The following is a 22,047-nucleotide window of genomic DNA, read 5'->3' on the forward strand; positions in this document are numbered from 1 at the left end:
GACCATTGACACTCGTCAAGTGGAACCTGTTCCATGCGGCCATGGCCTTCGACGTGATCATCCGCAACGGGCGCTGGTTCGACGGCACCGGCGCCCGCTCCGCGATCCGTGACCTCGGCATCCGCGACGGTCGCGTCGCCGCGGTCAGCGAGGAGCCGCTCGACGCCGCCGGCTGCCCGGAGGTCGTCGACGCGACCGGCCAGTGGGTCCTCCCCGGCCTGGTCGACATCCACACCCACTACGACGTGGAGGTGCTCGAGGGTCCCGGGCTGACGGAGTCGGTGCGCCACGGTGTCACGACGCTGTTCCTCGGCTCCTGCTCGCTCTCGACGATCCACGTCGGAGGGGTCGACGCCGGTGACCTATTCGGCCGGGTCGAGGCCATCCCGCGCCAGCACGTGATCAGCGCGGTCGAGAAGCACCGCACCTGGTCGAGCGCGGAGGAGTACGTCGCCGCGCTGGAGTCCCTGCCGCTGGGACCCAACCTGGCGGCCTTCATCGGCCACTCCGACATGCGCACGGCGACGATGGGTCTGGATCGGGCCACCCGCAAGGAGGTCCGGCCCAGCCGCCGCGAGCAGGCGCGGATGGAGCGGATGCTGACCGAGGCCCTCGACGCCGGGTTCGTCGGCATGTCCGCGCAGCAGCTGCTCTTCGACAAGCTGGACGGCGACCTGTGCCGGTCGCGCACGCTGCCCTCGACGTACGCGAAGGGCCGCGAGATGCGGGCGCTGCGCTCGATCCTGCGTCGCCGACGCCGCGCGCTGCAGGCCGGCCCGGACGCGAGCCACCCGCACACGATCCTCATCCAGGCACTGAACTCGATCGGGCTGTTCGGCAGGGCGCCGCTGCGCACGAGCCTGCTCTCGGCCGCCGACCTCAAGGCGATCCCGTTCATCATCCACCTGATGCGGCCGCTGGCCCGGGTGGTCAACAAGCTGGGCGCGGACTTCAAGTGGCAGCACCTGCCGGTGCCGTTCGAGGTCTACGCGGACGGCATCGACCTGGTGATCTTCGAGGAGTTCGGCTCAGGCGCGGCGGCCCTGCACCTGCAGGAGAAGATCGCCCGCGACGAGCTGATGAGCGACCCGGCGTACCGCGAGCGGTTCCGCAAGGACTACGCGCGCAAGTACGACCCGCGCGTGTGGCAGCGCGACTTCTTCGACGCCGAGATCGTGGCGTGCCCCGACGAGAGCGTGGTCGGCAAGTCCTTCGGCCAGGTCGGGGTCGAGCGCGGCGGCAGGCACCCGGTCGACGCGTTCCTCGACCTCGTCGTCGAGCACGGCACCGACATCCGCTGGCGAACGACGATCAGCAACCACCGCCCGGCGGTCCTGCGCAAGCTCGCGGCAGACCCCGGCGTTCAGATGGGCTTCTCCGACGCCGGAGCCCACCTGCGCAACATGGCCTTCTACAACTTCGGCCTGCGCCTGCTCAAGCACGTCCGCGACGCCGAGCGCGCCGGCACGCCCTTCATGACCGTCGAGCACGCCGTGCACCGACTCACCGGCGAGCTCGCGGACTGGTACCGCATCGACGCCGGCCACCTGCGCGTCGGCGACCGCGCCGACGTCGTCGTGATCGATCCGGCCCGCCTCGACGGCTCGCTGGAGGACTACTGCGAGACCCCGGTCGAGCAGTACGGCGGCCTCTCGCGGATGGTCAACCGCAACGACGCCGCCGTGCCGGCTGTGTTCATCGCCGGGCGCCGGGTCGTCACCGACGGCGAGCCCACTCCCCTGCTGGGCCACGAGCGCACCGGAAGCTTCCTGCGGGCGGACCAGGCCGCGACCGTGCCCGCTCCCCAGATCGCGCCGGAGGTCGAGGCGGCGTCGTGACCCGCAGGCCCGACGAGGCCGCGCAGCGGCCTGCCGGCGGGGCATGCGGTGAGGTCACTACCATCGCCGGGTGAGCGCGAACCTGGTCACCAAGAACCTCGCCGGTGGCCACGCTCACCGCGTCCTCTTCGAGTCGCTGGACCTGACCGTCGCGCCCGGCGACGTGGTGGGCGTGGTCGGGGCGAACGGCGCTGGCAAGACGACCTTGCTGCGCATCCTCGCGGGCGACCTCGAGCCCCTCGACGGGGTCGTCTCGACTGCTCCCGTCGACGCGTTCGTCGGCTGGCTTCCTCAGGAGCACGAGCGTGTCGCCGGCGAGACCGTCGGCCAGTACGTCGCCCGCCGTACGGGAGTCGCGGCCGCGACCGACGCGATGGAGCGGGCCGCCTCCGCGCTCGGCGCCGGCGACACCTCCAGAGGAGCGGAGGACGCCTACGCGCACTCTCTCGACCACTGGCTGGCCAGTGGCGCGCCGGACCTCGACGAACGACTCGCGCCGATGCTCGACGACCTCGGCCTCGACGTCGGCGCCGACGCCTTGATGACGTCGCTGTCCGGCGGGCAGGCCGCCCGAGCGGCCCTCGCCGCGCTGATGCTGAGCCGCTTCGACGTCGTGCTGCTCGACGAGCCGACCAACGACCTCGACCACGCCGGCCTGGAACGGCTGGAGACGTTCGTGCGTGGGCTCCGCTCCGGAGTCGTGCTGGTCTCCCACGACCGCGAGTTCCTCTCCCGGGTGGTGACCCGGATCGTCGAGCTCGACCTGGCGCAGCAACAGGTGGCGGTCTACGACGGCGGGTACGACGCGTTCCTCGAGGAGCGCGCCGTCGCCCGCAGGCACGCCCGCGAGGCCTACGAGGAGTTCGCCGACAAGAAGGCCGACCTCGTCAAGCGAGCCCGCACGCAGCGCGAGTGGAGCTCCCAGGGCGTCCGCAACGCCATCAAGAAGGCCCCCGACAACGACAAGATCCGCCGCAAGGCGAGCGTGGAGTCCTCCGAGAAGCAGGCCCAGAAGGTCCGACAGATGGAGTCTCGGATCGCACGCCTCGAGGAGGTCGAGGAACCACGGAAGGAGTGGTCGCTGCGCTTCACGATCGGCAGCGCTCCACGCTCCAGCTCCGTCGTGGCGACGCTCGACGATGCCGCCGTGAGCCGAGGCAGCTTCGCCTTCGGCCCCGCAACGGTCCAGGTCAGCGCGGGCGATCGGATCGGCGTCACCGGTCCCAACGGCGCCGGCAAGACGACGCTGCTGCGACTCCTTCTCGGCCAGATCGCTCCCGCGACCGGCAGAGCCAGCTTGGGCGCCTCGGTCGCGATCGGCGAGATCGACCAGTCCCGCACCGGGCTGGTCGAGAACCTGCCTCTGGGGGACGCGTTCGAGGTGGCCGTGCCGCAGATGGCTCCGGCCGACGTACGGACGCTGCTGGCGAAGTTCGGCCTCAAGGCTGACCAGGTCACCAGCCTGGTGAGCCGGCTCTCGCCCGGCGAGCGCACGCGCGCCGCGATGGCCCTGCTGCAGGCCCGCGGGGTCAACCTCCTCGTGCTCGACGAGCCCACCAACCACCTGGACCTGCCGGCGATCGAGCAGCTCGAGGAAGCCCTCGAGTCCTACAGCGGGGCTCTGCTGCTGGTCTCACATGACCGCCGGCTCCTGGACAACGTTCGGCTGGACCAGCGCTGGCAGGTCCAGGACGGCCAGGTCACCATCACCTGGACGGACTGACCTCAGCCTCGGCCGGAGGCTCAACCGGTGGGCAGGCCGGATGCTGCGAGGTCCTCGAAGCCGCCGCCGTTGATGAGGTCGTCGAACCCGTGGTCGCTCATGACCTGGATGGCGGCGCCGGCTCGGTTGCCGGAGGCGCAGTAGATGACGTAGCTGGCCGCCTTGTCGAGGGCGCCGATGCGCTCGTCGAAGTCGGGGGCCGAGAGGTCGATGTTCTGGGCGCCGCGCAGGTGGCCGGCGTCGAACTCCTCCGGGGTGCGGACGTCGATGAGCTCGGCGCCGTCGGCGACGGCCTTCTGCACGGCGGAGGGCTCGGCGATCGCGGTGGAGGCCGCCGCGGGGGCCTGGGACTGCGGAGCCTCGTCGGAGGAGTCGGAACCACCACAGCCGGACGCTGCGAGCAGGACCAGGACGAGGGCCGCGGCGAGCCCGAGCCAGGTCGTCCTGCGGTGGTGGGTCGGTGTCGTGCCTCGCATGTCATCGACGCTAGCCCGGACGCGCCCGGGGGCGAGCTCGGGGGGTGCTTCCGTCGCGCTGGGCGGTCTCGACGAGCTCGACCACCGGGGCGCCGACGCCACTACGTTGTCCTCCGTGACGACGCCCCTGCGCACATCCCTGCGCCCGATCGTCGCCGTGCACGCGGCCCTCTTCGTCGGCGGCGCGGTGGCGCTGTCGCTGGACGCGCCCGCCCAGGGCTGGGGCGTCCTCGTGTGCGTCGTGGCGTACGTCGGCGCGCTGCTGTGGGTCTGCCGCTCGACGCGCCAGGTCGACCTGTTCGCGCTCGCTGCCTTCACCACCCTGGTCTCCGTCTTCCAGGTGCTGCCGGACTGGGTGCTGGCCGACCTCGTCGGGACGCTGCGGTTCCCCGACACGGGCGGCCCGCGCGTCGACGACGTCATCCCGCTCGCGATGGCCGCGATGTGGGTCGCGCCGCTGTTCGCGTCGGTCGCCCTGAGCGGTGGTCGCCCGGGCCGCGCGGCCCTGCTCGCAGGCCTGGTGTTCTTCGGCGCCGAGCTCCTCGCCCCCACCTGGGGGCTCTGGGAGCCCACCGGTGACACCCACCGCTTCCTGGGCGTCGCGATCTACGTCGTCCCCGCCGAGGCCGCGCTCGGGTGGGCCACCGCCACCGCCTTCGCCCATGTGCAGCGCTGCCGCCTGCTCCCACAGGTCGGCGCCGCGCTCGCCGTGTCCACCTTCTACCTCGGCGCGCTCGTCCTCGCGCACTTCCTCATCGACGTTGCCGGTTGGCGCATCACGGCCTGACCCGTCGGCGGACCTCGAGCCTCGGGCGAGCCGCCCGAGAGACGACCGGCTCCGGCGATAGCGTCGCGGGATGCCCCCTCGACGCCCACCCCGCCGCAAGGCCCGGACGTCGCGGAGGACGACGGCGCAGCGGCCCCTGCCCGTCGCCGGGCCCGGCGAGCGGCTGTGGGTGCTCGACGTCCCCTACGGGACGCAGGTCGACGGCGCCACCTGGCACCCGGCGGTCAAGACCCACCTGCACGTCGGGCGCGCCCTGCCCGCCCACCTGGCGCCGTACGCACCGGGTCCGCACACCCTCGGCAGGTTCATCGAGAACACCCTCAACCCCGACAGTCCTGCGCCCTCCCTCGAGCCGACCGACGAGCTCGAGCCCCGGCAGATCCAGTTCGAGGCCGCCGACGCGATCGCGGCCCGCGCGGCGGCGGGCGGACGGCAGTTCCTGCTGGCCGACGAGCCGGGCGTCGGCAAGACGATCTCCGCCGTCCTCGGCGCGATCGCGGTCGGCGACCTGCGTGGCGCGCGGCGGGTGCTGGTCGTGGCCGATCGGCCTGCCGCGATCACCATCGGCCACTGGTGCCGCACGATCACCGCGCTCGGCGACGGCGGCCTGGAGTGGGTCGTGATCACCTGGGACCGGCTCGAGAAGGTCAAGGACCACACCTGGGACGTGATCATCGCCGACGAGGCGCACGCGCTCCGTCGTACGACCACGAAGCGGTGGAAGCACTGGGCGAAGGTCTCGGGTCACGGCACACCGCACGACGCGGCGCCGTTCGTCATCGCCACGACCGCCACACCGGGCCACTCGCCCCTGGAGCTGCCGTACCTCGCGCCGGCCTACGCGCAGGTGCTCGGCGAGCCGATGCGCGAGTGGACGTCGGCGACGCAGCCCGGAACGACGTTCGCCGCGGCCCTCGAGCGCCACGGCGTCGCGGTGGAGCAGGGCCGGTACGGCGCGGCCTGGACCACCGATCCGGCGCGACGCGCCGCCGACCTCAAGCTGGTCCGCGGCTGGCTCGCCGACGAGCGTCCCCCGGCGATGCTGCACCGCGCCGCGCCGTGGGGGCCGGTGCCGATCTCCGGCATGCCGGTGGCGCTCACGCCGGCGGAGCGGACGGCGTACGAGGCCGAGTGGGGCGAGTTCTGCCGCGAGATGGACATCGCGCGACGCGGCCGCAACATCGCGAAGGGCCGGGCCGCGCTGCTGCGGTTCCGACAGAAGGCCGGGCTGATCCGGGTCGACTCGACGGTCGCCTGGATCACCCAGCAGGTGGAGGCCGAGCGCCAGGTGGCGTGCTCGGTGGAGTTCGTCGCGACCGCGGCCGACCCGATCGCCGACCGGCTGCGAGACGCCGGCCTCGAGGTCGCCACGATCTACGGCCGCGACCGGTTCGACGTCGAGGCCGAGCGGCTCCGGTTCCAGACCGGCGAGGCCAAGGTCTGCGTCTTCACCACGGTCGCCTCGATCAGCCTGCACGCCGGCGAGACCCTCGCCGACGGCGGCCGCGCGAGCATCGAGCCGCGGGTCGGCGTGTTCCACCAGGCGCGCTTCTCGGGCATCGCCGGTCGGCAGGTGACCGGGCGCACGCACCGCGACCACCAGGTCTCGCCGTGGCACATCGCCTACGCCGAGGGCACCGTCGAGGAGCGGGTCGGCCGGGTGATGGTGGAGCGGATCGCCGCGGCCTCCGACACCGTCGGCAGCGACACGGCTGGTCTCGCGGACGTCGCCGAGCTGCTCGGTGCCGACTGGTTGCCCCAGACCGCCCTGACCGAGGACGGGGCCTGAGCGCGCCGCCTACCGAGCGCCGGTGAGCCCCTCCGCGGTCGAGCCCGACAGCCGCTGGGCGAGGTAGATCGGCACCGCCGAGGCGATCACGAGGACGGCAGCCACGACGTTGACCACCGGTGCCTGGTTGGGACGGAACAGGTTCTGCAGGATCCAGATCGGGAGCGTCTGGTCCTGGCTGCTCGCGGTGAACGTGGTCACGACGATCTCGTCGAACGACAACCCGAAGGACAACAGCGCCCCGGCGAGCAACGACGAGCGCAGCATCGGGAACGTGATCAGGCGGAACGTCGTCCAGCGGCCCGCCCCGAGGTCCATCGACGCCTGCTCATAGCTCGCACCCAGCCGCTGGAACCGGGCCTGCACGTTGTTGAACACCGTGACGATGCAGAACGTCGCGTGCGCGATCACGATCGTCCAGATGCTCAGCTGGACCCCGAGGATCGTGCGGAACCCGTTCTGGAACGCCAGGCCCGTCACGATGCCGGGCAGCGCGATCGGCAGGATGATCAGCAGCGAGATCGCGTTGCGTCCGAAGAAGCGCGTACGCCGCAGCCCCATCGCGGCCAGCGTCCCGAGCACGAGCGCCACGGCGGTGGCGCACAGCGCGACCTCGACGCTCGTGACGAGCGCGTCCCGCGCCCCGCTGCTCTCCGCCGCGACCTTCCACCAGTGCAGCGTGAAGCCGGGCGGCGGCCAGCCGAAGGTGTTGTCGGTGTTGAACGAGTTGATCAACACCAGCAGCAGCGGGACGTAGACGACCGCCAGCACGAGCACGGTGAAGCCGCCGAGGGAGCGCCGCAGTCCACGTGACATCGCGATCGAGCGGCTCGACGAGGTGGCCATCAGAGGTTCTCCAGCGCGCCGGTGCGCCGCACCGCCGTGAGGTAGGCCAGCATCACGACGATCGGCACGGTGGCCACCGCCGCGGCGAACGGCAGGTTGTTGGCAGCGCCCTGGTTGTCGTAGACGACGTTGCCCAGCAGCTGGCCGGTGCCGCCGACGATCTTGACCGCGATGTAGTCGCCCATGGAGAGCGAGAACGTGAAGATCGAGCCGGCGACGACCGCCGGGAACGCCATCGGGAACACGACCCGGCGCAGCGTCGTCCAGGCCCCGGCGCCGAGGTCGGCCGAGGCCTCGAACAGCGAGTCGGGCAGCCGTTCGAGACCGGCGTACACCGGCAGGATCATGTAGGGCAGCCACAGGTAGGACAGCGTGATCACCACCGCCGGCAGGCCGTAGCCAGGGGTGTCGAGCCCGAACGGCCGGGCGATCCAGGCGATCGGCCCGTCGGCCGAGAGCATGCCGCGCCATGCGTAGGCCTTGACGAGGTAGGACGCCCACAGCGGCGTCAGCACCGAGATCACCAGGATCCGCTGCAGGCGCGGCGAGGCGACCTTGGCCATGTAGAGCGCGATCGGGAACGCCAGGACGACGTCGATCACGGTCACCAGGGCAGCGATCCCGATCGTGCGCAGCGTGATCGTCCGGTAGACGTCGACGGTGAACAGCGTGCGGAAGTTCTCCAGCGTCCACGCGCGCTCGATGCTCCCCGTGAAGTCGTTCTGGGTCCACAGGGAGGTCACGAGGAGGGCCGCCAGGGCCCCCAGGTAGGCCACTCCCAGCCACAGCATCGGCGGCGTCAGGAGCAGGCCCACCCGGAGGCCCGGGCGTCGGTCGATCACGGACAACGGATCAGCCCTTGACCTCGGTCCAGGCGGTCGTCCACTCGCCGTAGTCGGTGCAGGTCTCGTCACGCCCGTCGAGGCACTGCGAGATCGGCGTGGTCCAGTACCAGATCTGCGAGGCGAAGTCCGCGTCCTCCGCGTGGTAGGTGTCGCAGAACGTCTTGTCCGACGTCAGCTCGCAGGCCTTGGTGTTGGCCGGCGCCTCGCCGAAGTACTCCGCGACGGCCGCCTGCGCCTTCGGGCTGGTGATGTAGTCCATCCACAGGTAGCCGCAGTTGGGGTTCTTGGCCTTCGAGCTGATCATCCACGTGTCCGACCACCCGGTCGCGCCCTCCTCGGGCAGCACCGCCTCGACCGGGGCGCCCTCACCCTGGGCGACGGAGGCGATCACCTGCCAGGTGGTGCCGATGACCGAGTCGCCGGTCTTGAAGGCCTGCACCTCCTTGAGGTAGTCCGACCAGTACTCCGAGACGTTGCCCTTCTGCGCCTTGAGGAGGTCGACCGCCGCGGCGAGCTGGTCCTTGTCGAGGGCGTAGGGGTTCTCGATGCCCAGGTCGGGCTGGGTCTTCATCAGGTAGAGCGCGGCGTCGGCGATGTAGATCGGAGAGTCGTAGGCCGTGACCTTGCCGGCGTATGTCGACGCGTCGTCGAACACCGCACTCCAGCTGGTCGGCGCCGGCTTCACGACGTCGGTGTTGTACATGAGCAGGTTGGCGCCCCAGCCGTGCGGCACGCCGTACATCTGGTCGCCCACGGAGTTGAAGAGCTGGTCCTTGAGGAACGGCGCGATGTCGGCGTAGTTCGTCAGGAGGTCGGTGTTGACCGGTGCGACGTCGCCGCCGGCGATCAGCCGCAGCGTGGCGTCGCCGGAGGCCGAGACCACGTCGTACTCGCCGGTCTTCATCAGCTGCACCGCCTCGTCGGAGGTGCCGAAGTACTTCACGTTGGCCTGGCAGCCGCTCTCCTTCTCGAAGGGCGTCACCCAGTCGACCGACTTGTCGGTCGAGCCGTCCTCGGCATAGCCGGGCCAGGCCAGGATGTTGACCTGTCCCTCGGGGTCGCCGATGGCGTCGGTCATCGGCACGTCGGGCGCGGTGAAGCCGCCCTGCTTCTCGTCGGCCTTGGGCCCGCCGTCGCCGCCGCCGTCACCCGAGCTGGTGCCGCACGCCGTGGCGGCCAGCGCGAGCACGCCTGCACATGCGAGCGCGGCCAGGCGCTTCGTTGGGTTCCGTCTCATGCTGTCTCCTCCTCAGGGGACGCCGCTGGGTCGGACGAACCCAGGGACACCAGGTGGTCGCGCCGCCAGGTGACGACGACGCGCTGGTCGCGCCGCTCGAGGGCGGCGTCGATCGAGGTGTCGGTGTTCTGGTGGGACACCGTGACGGTGGGGCCGGCGTCGAGCTCGACGACGGACAGAGTGGCGGCACCGAGGTACACGACCTCGCGGACGACACCCGGCGCGGACACGCGCCCGGCCTCGGCCGGCGCCTCGGCGACCATCTGAAGCTTCTCGGGCCGGATGACGAACGTGCCGTCCTGCCCGAGCAGGTCGCGGGCGACCCGACCCTGCAGGAGGTTGGAGGTGCCGACGAAGCCGGCCACGAACGCGCTCGCGGGCCGCTCGTAGAGCTCGACCGGGCTGGCGAGCTGCTCGATGCGCCCCTCGTTGAAGACCGCGATGCGGTCGCTCATCGTGAGCGCCTCCTCCTGGTCGTGGGTGACGAACACGAACGTGATCCCGACCTCGCGCTGGATCTCCTTGAGCTCGATCTGCATCTCGCGGCGCAGCTGCAGGTCGAGCGCGCCGAGGGGCTCGTCGAGCAGCAGCACCCGGGGCCGGTTGACCAGCGCCCGCGCCAGCGCCACGCGCTGCCGCTGGCCACCCGAGAGCTGGTGCGGCCGGCGGTCGGCGTACCCCGCCAGCCGGACGGTCTCGAGCGCCTCCTCGGCGCGGCGCCGCCGATCGGGGCGGCCGACCTTCTTGACGCGCAGGCCGTACTCGACGTTCTCGCGCACGCTCATGTGCGGGAAGATCGCGTAGTCCTGGAACACGGTGTTGACGTCGCGGGCGAACGGCGGGCGGCGGGTCACGGCCTCCTCGCCCAGCATGATCACGCCAGCCGTGGGCTCCTCGAAGCCGGCGATCAGCCGGAGCACGGTGGTCTTGCCCGACCCCGACGGCCCCAGCATCGAGAAGAACTCGCCGTCGGCGATGTCGAGGTCGAGCTCGTCGACCGCACGCACCTGGCCGAAGTGCTTGCTCAGACCGCGCAGGGAGATGGCCGTTGGCATAGGTGGCAACGTAGCGGTGGCCTATCGGGCATTTCCATCGTCTTCACGGCAAATTTCGACGATTTAGCGCGCTGTTACCGGCTTGTGACTTCGGTTTACATGGGCTGACAACCACCGCCGTCCGTCGCGCGTCTCATGCGCAGGAGGTCGGTGGGATGCGGAGACGGGCGGCACTCGCGGCAATGCTGGCAACCGTGCTGGCGACAGTGCTGGCAGCAGTGCTGGCGGGGATGGTCGCACTTGTCAGCGCCCCCGCGCAGGGGGCGGCCGGCGACCACCGGCCGGCACGGCCGTGCTCACGCGGCCTGGTGGCGCTCACGTTCGACGACGGCCCCTCGCCGACGGTCACGCCCCGGATGGTCCGACTGCTGACCCGCCTCGAGGTGCCGGCCACCTTCTTCATGGTGGGCACGCGCGTCGAGAGCTACCCCGAACTGGCCCGCCGGGTCTCGGAGGCGGGCTTCACGATCGGCAGCCACACCTGGGCGCACACCGACCTCACCCAGCAGACCGACCGCGAGATCCGGAGCGCGCTGCGGCGGACCCGGCACGCCCTCGTCGAGGCGGGCGTGCCGGCGCCGACGCTCGCGCGGCCGCCGTACGGCGCCATCGACGACCGCGTCCGCGGCGTCCTGAGCGCCGCGGGCTACACGCCGGTGCTCTGGACCATCGACTCGCGGGACTGGGACGACGGCACGCCTCGCCAGATCGCCGACCGGGTGCTCGCCGCGGTGCACCCCCACCGCGCCGACGTGGTGCTCCAGCACGACGGGGTGGCCCGGTCGCCGCTGACCCTGCGTGCGCTCCCCCGCGAGATCTCCGTCCTGCGCAAGCGGGGCTTCTGCTTCGCATCGCTCGGCCCGGACGGGCGGCCCACGCCTCCGGTCCCCGTCGCCACGGTGACCGCCGACCGCGGCCGCGTCGTCGAGGGTGGGCGGGTGCGTCTCACGGTCCACCTCGACCGACCCACGACGCGCTCCACCACCGTTCGTACGACGGCCGGGAACGTGCGGATCCCGAGCGGACGCCAGGCGGCGCACCTGTGGCTGCAGGTCCCCCAGGACCGCACCGACGAGGTGGCCGAGGAGCTGACCACCAAGGTCTACGGCGGGCGCGGCGTCCAGCCGGCGATGGTCGCCCAGGCGCTGGTCCGCGTCGTCGACGACGACCCACCGCCGGTCGCCCGCCTGACGGCGGCCCCCGTCACCGCCTCGCCGCTGCTCACCACGCCGGCGCGCGTGGAGGTGCACCTCGACCGCACCTCCGACCGTCCGGTGCGGGTGGTGGTGCGCTCTGCGCTGGGCCGCGCGAGCGCGGTGGTCGAGGCCGGATCGCAGGCATCCACGCTGACCGTGACGGTCCCGCCCGGCGCTCCACGGGACGGCGATCGGCAGCTGCCGGTCCGGCTCGTGCGGGTCGTCCACGCGACGGCCGGCACCTCGGGGACGTTGACCGTGCGGGCACCCGACGAGAACGCCGCCCAGGCGCGGCGCGCGGCCGTGGCTGCGATCGACTGGCCGGCGGCCGGCGTACCTGCCCTGTTCTAGGCCCGTTCGAGGGCCAGCTCTAGGACGCCGGCAGCGGGACCGGATCGGGCTCCGGGTCCGACAGGTCCATGGCGCGCAGGACCCGCAGCCGGACCCCGAACACCAGGACGGTCGACGCGAGAGCGATGCCTCCGGCCATGGCGATCGCCATCGCGTGGCTGTCGTTGCCGAGCAGGCCCACGATCGGTGCGGTCAGGGCGCCGAGTCCGAAGTTCAGCGAGCCGAAGAGGGCAGCGGCCGTGCCGGCGGACTCGCCGTGCAGCGACAGCCCGAGGGCCGAGGCGTTGGGGCCGCTCAGACCGATGGCGCCCAGCAGGACGAACAGCGGCACGAGGAGGCCGATCAGGCCGCCGGCCCCGGTGAGGGCGACGACCACGAGCGCGAGCGAGGAGGCCACCGCCAGCGAGAGCGAGGCGACCAGGATCCGGTGGGGCTGGAACCAGGTGAGCAGCACGACGTTGACCTGGCTGGCGCCGATGTTCGCCACGGAGTTCAGCGCGAAGATCAGGCTGAAGGTGTGCTCGCTGAGCCCGTACTGGTCCTGGAAGACGAACGACGAGCCCGCGACGTACGCGAACAGCGCCGAGGCGTTGAGCCCCGACACGAGCACCAGGCAGACGAAGGTGCGGTCGGTGAGCAGGCCGCCGTACGTCCGCAGCGTGGCGGGGATGCCGCCCGTGCGCCGGCGGGCGGGAGGCAGAGTCTCCGGGAGTGCGATCGCGGCCATGATCGTGACGGCGAGGCCGAGGACAGCCAGCGCCGCGAAGACGCCGCGCCAGTCGGTCCAGCGCAGCATCTGCCCGCCGACGGTGGGCGCCAGCACGGGCGAGGCGCCGATGACGAGCACGAGCCGCGAGATCATCCGCGCCGCGCGGACCCCGGTGAAAAGGTCACGGACCACCGCGATCGCGACGACCGACGCGGCCGCGGCACCCAGGCCCTCGAGCACCCGCAGCACGCCGAGCACGGCGACGTTCGGGGCGACCACGCACAGCAGCGAGGCGACGACGTGGACCGTCGTCCCGGCCAGCAGCGGCCGCCGGCGGCCGAAGGTGTCCGACAGCGGGCCCAGGATCAGCTGCCCGAACCCGAGGCCCGCGAGGGTGCCGGTGAGCGTGAGCTGGACCGCCGTCGAGGTGGTCTGCAGCTCGTCGGAGATCGTCGGCAGGGCCGGCAGGTACATGTCGATCGTGAACGGCCCCAGGGCCACCAGCACGCCGAGCATCAGCACGAGCCGCAGCGACTCGCGCGGCTGTGCGGGTACGACGACGGCGGATGTCGCGCCGGTCCCGGCACCGCACCCGTCCGCGGTCGTCCTCATCGTCTCGCCCCTGGCTCCGCACCACTTCTGTCGCGGTAAAGACTGCCAGCCGCGGGAGCCGATGGACGAATCGGGTCCGGATCACCCCGGGGTCAGAGCTCCTTGATGCCCCAGGGGCTGCCGTACTCGGTCAGCAGGTCGAGGAACGGCACGGCGTCGAAGGCCTCGGGCCCCAGGACGCCGGCGCCGGACCAGGTGCCGCGGGCGAGCAGCTCGAGGGCCACGACCGGGTTGATCGCCGTTTGCCAGACCACGCACTGGTGGCCGTACTCGCGCATCGTCCACTCGTTGTCGACCACGTGGTAGAGGTACGTCGACCGGTCGGTGCCGTCCTTGCCCCTGCCGGTCACCCACAGGCCGGCGCAGGTCTTGCCGGTCATCCGCGGACCGACGGTCGCGGGGTCGGGCAGCACCGCCGCGACGACGTCGCGCGGGCTGACCTCGACACCCTTGATGCGCACCTTCTCGGTGCGGTCGAGCCCGAGGGTGTGGAGCACCTGGAGGATGTTGATGAACTCACTCCCCAGGCCGTACTTGAAGGTCGCGCGCTTGCAGTCGATCCAGCGCGGCATGAGGAGAACCTCCTCGTGCTCGACGTTGACGCACTCGACCGGGCCGATGCCCTCGGGGAAGTCGAAGACCTCGGGCTCCGAGAACGGCGCGGTGGTGTGCCACTGCCCGTCCTGCCAGATCACCGGCGGGTTGAGGCACTCCTCGATCGTGGTCCACATCGAGAACGACGGCGCGAAGATCTCGTTGCCCGCGTCGTCGCGGACGACGAGGTTGGCGCCGTCGCGGGTGCCGAGCTCGTCGATCTCGCTGAACAGGTGGTCGGCGGCGTACCGCGCGAACACGTCGGAGAGCCCGGGCTCCACGCCGATGCCGACGAGCGCCAGCCGACCGGCGATCTCCCACTCCGACGCGACGGCGAACTGCTCGTCGCCGAGCTTCACGCCGCATCGTTCGTACGGCGCCTCGGGGTGGGGCCGCGACAGCGACATCGCCATGTCGAGGTAGTCGGCGCCGGCCTCGAAGGCCCCGTCGAAGATCGACATGTTGAACACCGGGTCCACGGCGTTCATCACGTGGGTGATCCGGTGCTCGCGGCACAGCTCCGCGACCGCCGCCATCGACGAGGCGTCGACCTGCGCGGCGACGTACCGCCCGTCGGTCGCCGCGGCCCGCTCGGCCTTGGCCAGGTCGTAGTCGGCGACCACGATCGTCTCGAAGAAGTCGCGCCGGGCCGCGATCGCAGCGAACGCCGCCCCCACTCCCCCAGCTCCGACCAGCAGGATCCTCATGTCCTAAGCCCTTTCAGCAACGACGAGCCGACCACTCACCCGCGGGACGCCGTCATGAGCCGGTCGACGAGCCCAGGAGCGGGGCGTGCGAGGAGCGCAGCGACGAGTGCGGCACCTCATTCCGCAGTCACTCTCCAATGAAAGACATCACGTGCTTAATGCGGGTGTAGTCCTCGAGCCCGTACATGGAGAGGTCCTTGCCGTAGCCGGAGTGCTTGAACCCGCCGTGCGGCATCTCGGAGATGAACGGGATGTGGGTGTTGATCCACACCACGCCGAAGTCGAGGCCGCGCGACATCCGCATCGCCCGGGCGTGGTCCTTGGTCCACACGCTGGAGGACAGGCCGTACTCCACGCCGTTGGCCCAGCGCAGCGCCTCGGCCTCGTCGGTGAACCGCTGGACGGTCATGACGGGGCCGAAGATCTCGTGCTGGATCTGCTCGTCGTCCTGCTTGAGCCCGGAGACCACGGTCGGCTCGTAGAAGTAGCCCCGCTCGCCCTTGCGGGCGCCGCCGGTCTGCAGGTTCGCGTGGTCGGGCAGCCGGTCGACCATGCCCGCGACCCGCTCGAGCTGGGACTGGTTGTTCAGCGGGCCGTAGTACGTCGCCTCGTCGTCGGGCATGCCGGTCGGCATCCCCTTGGCCGCCTCGGTGAGCGCGGCGACGAACTCGTCGTGGATGCCGGGCCCGGCGAGCACGCGGGTCGCGGCGGTGCAGTCCTGGCCACCGTTGAACAGGCCGGCGCCGGCGATGCCCTCGGCGGCCTTCTCGATGTCGGCGTCGTCGAAGACGATGACCGGCGCCTTGCCGCCGAGCTCGAGGTGGACGCGCTTGAGGTCGTGCGAGGCCGACTCGGCGACCTCCATGCCGGCGCGCACGGAGCCGGTGATCGCCACCATCTGCGGGGTCTTGTGGGCGACGAGTGCGCGGCCGGTGTCGCGGTCGCCGGTGACGACGTTGAGGACGCCCGGCGGCAGGAACTCCTGGGCGATCTCGGCGAGCAGCGTCGAGCTGGCCGGCGTCGTGTCACTGGGCTTGAGCACGATCGTGTTGCCGCCGGCCAGGGCGGGCGCGATCTTCCAGATCATCATCAGCAGCGGGTAGTTCCACGGGGTCACCTGGCCCACGACACCGACCGGCTCGCGCCGGATCCACGAGGTGTGGTCGGCCATGTACTCGCCGGCCGAGCGACCCTCGAGCACCCGCGCGGCACCGGCGAAGAACCGGAAGTGGTCCGCGGCGTACGGCATCTCCTCGTCCATGGTGATCTGGATCGGCTTGCCGGTGTCCTTGCACTCGACGGCGTTGATCTCCTCGACGCGCGCCTCGATGGCGTCGGCGATCTTCAACAGTGCCTCGGAGCGCTCCTTGGGCGTGGTGCTGCCCCACGACTCGAAGGCCGCGGCGGCCGCGGCATAGGCGCGGTCGACGTCCTCGGCGCCGGACCTCGGCGCCTGGGCGTAGACCTCGCCGGTGGTCGGGTCGACGATGTCGTAGGTCTCGCCCGACGCGCTGTCGACGAGCTCGCCGTTGATCACGTTCTTGAACACCTGGTCAGCCATGCGGGGAGCCTAGTGACCCGACAACGGAATCTGTAGGGGTTGATCCGTTCGTAACGCGGATTTCGTTGATTCAGCCCTCGAAGACGGGTCTTCCGTCGATCCAGGTCGAGACCACGCGCGCCTGCCCGATCTCCTCGGGCGGCCCCGCGAACGGGTCGCGGTCGAGCACGACGAGATCCGCTACCGCGCCCGGGCGCAGGACCCCCGCGTCGTCTCGACCGTTCGCCCACGCACTGCCCGAGGTGTACGCCGCGAACGCGGTCTCCAGCGGCAGCGACTGCTCGGGCAGGAACGGCTCGCGGTCGCTGCCCGGCTCCACGCGGGTGACCGCCACCTGGATGGCCTGCAGGGGGTCGGGCGTGCTGACGGGCCAGTCGCTCCCCGCGGCCAGCCGCGCGCCGGTGCGGTGCAGGTCGCCGAAGGGGTACTGCCACCCCGATCGCTCGGGCCCGAGGTGCGGCAGGGTCAGGTCGACCATCTGGTCGTCGAGACAGGCCCAGAGCATCTGCATGTTCGCGGCGACGCCGAGCCCGGCGAAGCGGCGTACATCGTCGGGGTGGACGACCTGCAGGTGTGCGACGTGGTGACGGCGGGCCGGATCGGTGCCCTCGAACGCGTCGAGCGCCTCGCGGACGCCCCGGTCGCCGATCGCGTGCACGTGCACCTGGAACCCGGCGGCGTCGAGCGCGACCACCGCCTCGCGCAGCGCGGCCGCGTCGAGGAAGGAGTGCCCGCGGTTGGTGGTCGCGTGGCCGCACCGGTCGAGGTAGGGCTCGAGCATCGCGGCCGTGCCGTTCTCCGCGACGCCGTCCTGCATGATCTTGACCGTGGTCGCGCGGAACCGGCCGCCGGTCATCGCCTCGCGCCGGCCGACCAGGTCGGCGACCTGCTCGACGCCGAGGCGCCGCTCCCACCAGAGCGCGCCGACGACGTCGGAGCGCAGGTCGCCGCTCGCCGCGGCGGACGTGTACGTCGAGGCCGGGTCGTCGATGCCGGAGTAGGCGCCGACGATCGCGTCCTGCCAGCTCGTCACGCCGACGGAGTGGAGGTAGGACTGGCCGGCCATCAGCGCGGCGTGGAGGTCGGCGCCCGTCGGTCGCGGCACGTGGCGGGAGACCAGCGCCGTCGCCCCCTCGTGGAGGGTGCCGCTCGGCCGACCGTCGGCGTCCCGCTCGATCCGGCCGTCCGACGGGTCCGGGGTGTGCTCGTCGATGCCGGCGAGCTCGAGCGCGCGGGAGTTGACCCAGGCGCCGTGGTGGTCGCGGTTGGGCAGGAACACCGGGCGGTCGGGCACCACCCGGTCGAGCTCGGCCGCGGTCGGCGTGCCGCCCGGGAACGCGGGCATGGCCCAGCCCCCGCCGAGGATCCACTCCGCGTCAGGGTGCGCGGCGGCGTACGTCGCGATCGTCTCGAGGTAGTCCTCGCGGGCGTCGACGCCGGACAGGTCGCAGCGTAGCCGCTCGAGGCCGCCCTGGATCGGGTGGACGTGGGCGTCGGTGAACCCCGGCGCGAGCAGGCCGCCCTCGAGGTCGACGACCATCGCACCGTCACGGGCGAGGTCGCGGTCCACCGCGAGGATCCGGCCGCTCTCGACGAGCACGCACCCCTGTCCGCGGTGCCGCTGCCCGTCGAAGAGGGCGCCGTTGGTGAACAGGACCTGGGACATGCGGCAGTTCTACCACCCGAGCCAGCAACGAAATCCGGCGAATTCACCCCTTCGTGCGACGGATTCACTTGCATCGAGTCCTTGTGACCACGCATCATGGGGTGCATGCACCCGGACTACGACCACCTGCAGCAGGCCGCCAAGGACCACCTGTGGATGCACTTCACGCGGCACGAGTCCTACGAGACCGCCGACGTGCCGATCATCGTGCGCGGTGAGGGTGCCTACATCTACGACGCCCAGGGCAAGCGCTACCTCGACGGTCTGGGCGGGCTGTTCGTCAGCCAGCTCGGCCACGGGCGCACCGAGCTCGCCGAGGCCGCGGCCAAGCAGGCCCAGGAGCTGGCGTTCCACCCGCTGTGGTCCTACGCCCACCCCAACGCGATCCTGCTCGCCGAGCGGATCGCGGGCTACGCACCCGGCGACCTCAACCGGGTCTTCTTCACCAGCGGCGGCGGCGAGGCCGTCGAGACCGCGTGGAAGCTCGCGAAGAACTACTTCAAGCTCACCGGCAAGCCGATGAAGCACAAGGTGATCAGCCGCGCGATCGCCTACCACGGCACCACCCAGGGCGCGCTGTCGATCACCGGTCTGCCGACGCTCAAGCAGCAGTTCGAGCCGCTGGTGCCCTCGACGTTCCGGGTGCCCAACACCAACATCTACCGCGCTCCCCTGCACGGCGACGACCCGGAGGCGTTCGGCCGCTGGGCCGCGGACCAGATCGCGGTCGCGATCGAGAACGAGGGCCCCGACACCGTCGCGGCCGTGTTCCTCGAGCCGGTGCAGAACGCCGGCGGCTGCTTCCCGCCGCCCCCGGGCTACTTCCAGCGGGTCCGCGAGATCTGCGACGAGTACGACGTGCTGCTGGTCTCCGACGAGGTCATCTGCGCCTTCGGCCGCCTCGGCCACATGTTCGGCGCCGAGCGCTACGGCTACCAGCCCGACATGATCACCTGCGCCAAGGGCATCACCTCCGGCTACGCCCCGCTCGGCGCGATGATCGCCAGCGACAGGCTGATGGAGCCGTTCCTGCACGACGCGCAGATGTTCGCCCACGGCTACACCTTCGGCGGCCACCCGGTCTCCACCGCGGTGGCGATGAAGAACCTCGACATCTTCGAGGAGGAGAAGGTCCTCGAGCACGTGCGCACCAACGAGGGTGCGTTCCGCTCGACGCTCGAGCGCCTCAAGGACCTCCCGATCGTCGGCGACGTCCGCGGCGACGGCTACTTCTACGGGATCGAGCTGGTCAAGGACAAGGCCACCAAGGAGTCCTTCACCGACGAGGAGTGCGAGCGCCTGCTCTACGGCTTCGTCTCCAAGCAGCTGTTCGCCGAGGGCCTCTACTGCCGCGCCGACGACCGCGGCGACCCGGTCATCCAGCTCTCTCCCCCGCTGATCTGCGACCAGTCGCACTTCGACGAGATGGAGCAGGTCCTGCGCACGGTCCTCGACAAGGCCGCCACCCTCCTCTGACCCATCAACACGTTGACCCGCCCGAAACTTTCGGGCGGGTCAACGTGTTGTGAGGCGCCGGGTCGGCGTGTCAGGCGAGCTTGGCGCTGCGGCGGCGGCTGTTCACCTCGCCGCCGATGACGATCACCATGGAGATCAGCAGCATGACGGTGCCGACGACGTTGACCTGCATGGGTACGCCGCGCTGGGCGGCGCCCCAGACGTACATCGGGAACGTCGTGGTGGTGCCGGCGTTGAGGTTGGTGATGATGAAGTCGTCGAAGGACAGCGAGAAGCTGAGCAGCGCGGCGCCCAGGATGCCGGGGAACACCAGCGGGAACGTGACCCGCCAGAACGTCTGGGCCGGGGTGGCGTAGAGGTCCATCGCCGCCTGCTCGAGGTTGTCGTCGAAGCCGGCCAGCCGCGAGCGGACCGTCACCACGACGAACGACAGGCAGAACATCACGTGGGCGATGAGGATCGTCCAGAAGCCGAGCTGGCCGGCCTGACCGGCGGCCACGAAGAGCGCCAGCAGCGAGGAGCCCATGACGATCTCCGGCGAGGCCATCGGCAGGAAGATCAGCAGGTTGGTCGAGGAGCGTCCGAGGAAGTCGTAGCGCACCAGCGCGAACGCGGCGAGCGTGCCGAGGATCGTGGCGCCCAGGGTCGCCAGCAGCCCGATCTCGATGCTCTTGCCGAGGGCGGCGCACATCCCCTCGGCCGCGCACGGGTCGGTCCAGTTGTCGAGCGTGAACGCGTCGAAGCGGTAGACGTTGCGGCTCGCCGGGTCGTTGAAGCTCATCAGCACGACGACCGCGATCGGCACGAACGTGTAGGCCAGCACCAGCAGGCCCAGGATCAGGACCAGGTGCTCGCGGATCCAGCGCCCCATCACAGCAGCTCCTCCGTCCCTGCGCGACGCACGTAGACCAGCACCATCGCCACGATCCCGACCATCATGATCATCGAGAGCGCCGCGGCCGCCGGGTAGTCGCCCGCGTCGGTGAACAGGCTCTGGATGACGCCTCCGACCATCCGCTGGTTGGGGCTGCCGAGCAGCTGGGCGTTGATGAAGTCACCGGCCGCGGGGATGAACGTGAGCAGCGTCCCCGAGACGACGCCCGGCAGCGACAGCGGCCAGGTGACCTTGAAGAAGCCCACCACCGGGTTGGCGTAGAGGTCGCTGGACGCCTCGATCAGCCGATGGTCGATCTTGTCGATGCTCGCGAAGAGCGGAAGCACCATGAACGGCAGGAAGTTGTACGTCAGTCCCGCGATCACTGCCACGGGGGTGGCCAGCAACCGGCCGTCCTCACCGAGCAGGTGCAGCGTCTGGAGCGTGTTCACGACGAACCCGTCGTCGGCGAGGATCAGCTTCCACGACAGGGTGCGGATCAAGAAGCTGGTGAAGAACGGCGCGATCACCAGCACCAGCAGGAGGTTCTTCCACCGTCCCGCCTTGAACGCGATCGTGTAGGCCAGGACGTAGCCCAGCACCAGGCAGAACAACGTCGCGAGCGCGCCGTACCAGAGCGCCCGCAGCATCGGCTCCCAGTACTCCTTGACCGCGTCGACGTAGTTGCCCCACGCATAGGTCATCTCGTAGCCGCGGAAGTCGGAGCCCGCCGGGTCGAACAGGCTCGTGGCGAGCAGCGAGTAGAACGGCACGACGAAGAACACGATCAGCCAGAGCGCCGCGGGCAGCAGCAGCAGGTAGCCGACCGCCCCGGTGCGCCGGGTCATTCGTCGTCGCCCTTCTGCGCGCCCGCCAGCGCGTCCTGGGAGATGTCGAGCAGGAAGGCGTACTCCGGCCTCCAGGAGAGCTCGACCGGCTCACCGGTGTGGAAGATCCGGTGCCGGCCGGTGTTCTGCTGGAAGACCTGGAGCTCCTGGCCCCACGGCATCCGGACGAGGTACTGGGTGCTCACCCCGACGAAGCTGACGTCGGTGACGACCCCGCCCGGGATCGTGTTGCCCGGCGCGTCGAGCTCCTCGCCCGGCTCGCCGATCAGCACCTTCTCGGGCCGGATGCCGACCCAGCCGCGGTCGCCGTCGGTGTGGGTGCGCGCGGGCCGGACCGAAACGCCGACGCCCTGCATGTCGACGCTGACGACGTCGGCCGACCGGCTCGTGATCGTGCCCTCGATCAGGTTGGACTGACCCAGGAAGTTGGCCACGAACGTGCTGTGCGGGTTCTCGTAGAGGTCGGCGGGTGCCCCCATCTGCTCGATCACGCCCGCGTTCATCACCGCGACCGTGTCGGCCATCGTCATGGCCTCCTCCTGGTCGTGGGTGACGTGGATGAAGGTCAGCCCGACCTCGGTCTGGATGCGCTTGAGCTCGATCTGCATGGAGCGGCGCAGCTTGAGGTCGAGGGCGCCCAGCGGCTCGTCGAGCAGCAGCACCTCGGGGTGGTTGATCAGAGCCCGGGCGAGCGCGACCCGCTGCTGCTGACCGCCCGAGAGCTGGGCCGGCTTCTTGCGCACCTGCGAGCCGAGCTCGACCAGGTCGAGCATCTCGCGCACCTGCGCGTCGATGTCGGCGGCCTTGCGGCGCTTGAGCCCGAAGGCGACGTTCTCGTAGATGTCGAGGTGCGGGAA

At 71.0% G+C, this 22,047-nt stretch carries 18 protein-coding genes; 6 read left to right on the forward strand and 12 right to left on the reverse strand.

What is annotated here, in order from left to right; genetic code table 11:
* Together Q0L15_RS10345 and Q0L15_RS10350 are read left to right on the forward strand one after the other, a co-directional pair.
* Positions 1-1,838 (forward strand): amidohydrolase family protein (locus Q0L15_RS10345; protein ID WP_296604145.1); only part of this gene is annotated, 1,838 nt, incomplete at its 5' end.
* 70 nt (positions 1,839-1,908) lie between these two features.
* Entirely contained in the window at positions 1,909-3,561 is a 1,653-nt protein-coding gene (locus Q0L15_RS10350) for an ABC-F family ATP-binding cassette domain-containing protein (protein WP_296604147.1), read from the forward strand.
* Positions 3,562-3,581: 20 nt separating this feature from the next.
* Here the strand turns inward: Q0L15_RS10350 and Q0L15_RS10355 are convergent, their stop codons facing one another.
* Positions 3,582-4,037 (reverse strand): rhodanese-like domain-containing protein, encoded by a 456-nt coding sequence (locus tag Q0L15_RS10355; RefSeq protein ID WP_296604148.1) that lies wholly within the window; start codon positions 4,035-4,037, stop codon positions 3,582-3,584.
* A gap of 115 nt (positions 4,038-4,152) precedes the next feature.
* Between Q0L15_RS10355 and Q0L15_RS10360 the strand changes: the two genes are divergently transcribed.
* Positions 4,153-4,824 (forward strand): hypothetical protein, encoded by a 672-nt coding sequence (locus tag Q0L15_RS10360; protein WP_296604149.1) that lies wholly within the window; start codon positions 4,153-4,155, stop codon positions 4,822-4,824.
* Between the two features lie 70 nt (positions 4,825-4,894).
* On the forward strand, positions 4,895-6,613 hold the full coding sequence (locus tag Q0L15_RS10365) for a helicase (RefSeq protein WP_296604151.1): 1,719 nt from the start codon (positions 4,895-4,897) through the stop codon (positions 6,611-6,613).
* Positions 6,614-6,622: 9 nt separating this feature from the next.
* Here the strand turns inward: Q0L15_RS10365 and Q0L15_RS10370 are convergent, their stop codons facing one another.
* The 4 genes from Q0L15_RS10370 to Q0L15_RS10385 are packed head-to-tail and all read right to left on the reverse strand — an operon-like array spanning position 6,623 to position 10,596.
* Complete coding sequence (locus Q0L15_RS10370; RefSeq protein ID WP_296604154.1) at positions 6,623-7,459, reverse strand: ABC transporter permease; 837 nt, start codon at positions 7,457-7,459, stop codon at positions 6,623-6,625.
* Positions 7,459-8,301 carry an ABC transporter permease gene (locus Q0L15_RS10375; RefSeq protein ID WP_296604155.1) on the reverse strand — a complete coding sequence of 281 codons (843 nt, stop codon included), beginning with the start codon at positions 8,299-8,301 and terminating at the stop codon, positions 7,459-7,461. The genes Q0L15_RS10370 and Q0L15_RS10375 overlap by 1 nt, the downstream gene beginning before the upstream one ends.
* 10 nt (positions 8,302-8,311) lie before the next feature.
* Positions 8,312-9,541 (reverse strand): ABC transporter substrate-binding protein, encoded by a 1,230-nt coding sequence (locus Q0L15_RS10380; RefSeq protein ID WP_296604156.1) that lies wholly within the window; start codon positions 9,539-9,541, stop codon positions 8,312-8,314.
* Positions 9,538-10,596: an ABC transporter ATP-binding protein gene (locus tag Q0L15_RS10385; RefSeq protein ID WP_296604157.1), complete on the reverse strand. Its 1,059-nt coding sequence runs from the start codon at positions 10,594-10,596 to the stop codon at positions 9,538-9,540. The genes Q0L15_RS10380 and Q0L15_RS10385 overlap by 4 nt, the downstream gene beginning before the upstream one ends.
* A gap of 194 nt (positions 10,597-10,790) precedes the next feature.
* Between Q0L15_RS10385 and Q0L15_RS10390 the strand changes: the two genes are divergently transcribed.
* On the forward strand, positions 10,791-12,143 hold the full coding sequence (locus Q0L15_RS10390) for a polysaccharide deacetylase family protein (RefSeq protein WP_296604158.1): 1,353 nt from the start codon (positions 10,791-10,793) through the stop codon (positions 12,141-12,143).
* A gap of 19 nt (positions 12,144-12,162) precedes the next feature.
* Here the strand turns inward: Q0L15_RS10390 and Q0L15_RS10395 are convergent, their stop codons facing one another.
* From Q0L15_RS10395 to Q0L15_RS10410, 4 genes are all read right to left on the reverse strand, one after another.
* Positions 12,163-13,464, reverse strand: coding sequence for a multidrug effflux MFS transporter (locus tag Q0L15_RS10395; RefSeq protein ID WP_296604159.1), 1,302 nt, complete (start codon positions 13,462-13,464; stop codon positions 12,163-12,165).
* 92 nt (positions 13,465-13,556) lie between these two features.
* Positions 13,557-14,765 (reverse strand): saccharopine dehydrogenase C-terminal domain-containing protein, encoded by a 1,209-nt coding sequence (locus Q0L15_RS10400; RefSeq protein ID WP_296604160.1) that lies wholly within the window; start codon positions 14,763-14,765, stop codon positions 13,557-13,559.
* Positions 14,766-14,892: 127 nt separating this feature from the next.
* Positions 14,893-16,326: a gamma-aminobutyraldehyde dehydrogenase gene (locus Q0L15_RS10405; protein WP_296604162.1), complete on the reverse strand. Its 1,434-nt coding sequence runs from the start codon at positions 16,324-16,326 to the stop codon at positions 14,893-14,895.
* A 70-nt stretch (positions 16,327-16,396) separates the two neighbouring features.
* The gene (locus tag Q0L15_RS10410) at positions 16,397-17,992 is read right to left on the reverse strand and encodes an amidohydrolase (protein ID WP_296604163.1); all 1,596 of its coding nucleotides are present in this window, start codon (positions 17,990-17,992) and stop codon (positions 16,397-16,399) included.
* Positions 17,993-18,097: 105 nt separating this feature from the next.
* Here Q0L15_RS10410 and Q0L15_RS10415 point away from each other — a divergent pair, with 105 nt between their 5' ends.
* Positions 18,098-19,468 carry an aspartate aminotransferase family protein gene (locus Q0L15_RS10415; protein ID WP_296604164.1) on the forward strand — a complete coding sequence of 457 codons (1,371 nt, stop codon included), beginning with the start codon at positions 18,098-18,100 and terminating at the stop codon, positions 19,466-19,468.
* Between the two features lie 70 nt (positions 19,469-19,538).
* Here the strand turns inward: Q0L15_RS10415 and Q0L15_RS10420 are convergent, their stop codons facing one another.
* The 3 genes from Q0L15_RS10420 to Q0L15_RS10430 form a co-directional block, all read right to left on the reverse strand.
* Entirely contained in the window at positions 19,539-20,339 is an 801-nt protein-coding gene (locus Q0L15_RS10420; RefSeq protein WP_296604165.1) for an ABC transporter permease, read from the reverse strand.
* A complete protein-coding gene (locus tag Q0L15_RS10425) occupies positions 20,339-21,190 on the reverse strand; it encodes an ABC transporter permease (RefSeq protein ID WP_296604167.1) in 852 nt (283 codons plus the stop codon). Before Q0L15_RS10425 ends, Q0L15_RS10420 begins: the two co-directional genes overlap by 1 nt.
* On the reverse strand, positions 21,187-22,047 hold an 861-nt coding region (locus Q0L15_RS10430), incomplete at its 5' end, for an ABC transporter ATP-binding protein (RefSeq protein WP_296604168.1). The genes Q0L15_RS10430 and Q0L15_RS10425, both read right to left, overlap by 4 nt.

Origin of the sequence: Nocardioides sp. (assembly GCF_024509035.1) — a bacterium.
In the GTDB taxonomy this organism is placed as follows: domain Bacteria; phylum Actinomycetota; class Actinomycetes; order Propionibacteriales; family Nocardioidaceae; genus Nocardioides.